The sequence below is a fragment of the Mesorhizobium sp. BHbdii genome, from assembly GCF_053848045.1.
In genome coordinates this window covers 1-635 of the sequence record NZ_JBSPKX010000067.1, presented here as the reverse complement: position 1 = coordinate 635, position 635 = coordinate 1, and the positions used below count along the sequence as shown (strand labels likewise).

Sequence of the window (635 nt, the reverse complement as noted above, 5' to 3'; positions counted from 1 at the left end):
CTGGCGCGAATGCGAGAGATAGATCAGCGTCTCGTTGGTCTTGTCATAGATGCGGTTCACCACCTGCTTCTTCCAGATCAGGCTGAGGCCTTGCTTGAACACCTCCTCGCCGCCCTCGCTCGTGTCGATGTCGCCGATGGTGATCGGGCCGGTCTGGCGGCAGGAGATCGACGAATCGGAGGGATCCTCGAACCAGTTGCCCTTGTGCAGGCGGTCGATGATGCTGCGGTCGAAATAGGAGACATGGCAGGTCACGCCATCCACTTTCGGGTCCTTGATTGCTTCGACGATGATGTCATTGCCGACCCAGTCGACGCCGACCTTGCCGACTTCCTCGGCGACGGCGCTGCCGGCGCCAAGCACGACGCACGCGGCCAAGGCGCCGCCGATCAGTTTTCGCCCAATCCGTTCGCGTCCAACCAGTTCGAGCAAAGGAGCCTCCTGCGGTTCGAGTTGCCGGTATCAGGTGGGACGCGTCGTGCGGCTTTGCAAGCGGATGCGTCAACGCCACCGCGGTTGCGGCATCGCGGCACTTTGCCTGCGCAAGGCCAAACCGCTAAGACTGTCGCACCGGCGCGGCATTGAGCCGGCGCGATGATTTCTGCACACGGACTTTTGTGATGATGCGTTCTATC

The 635-nt window shown here is 61.6% G+C and carries 1 protein-coding gene; it reads right to left on the bottom strand.

All coding sequences use genetic code 11. The annotated features are described in order from the left end of the window. Positions 1–432 (bottom strand): CreA family protein (locus ACWTU8_RS31855; protein ID WP_455851257.1); only part of this gene is annotated, 432 nt, incomplete at its 3' end. Positions 433–635: the final 203 nt, after the last annotated feature.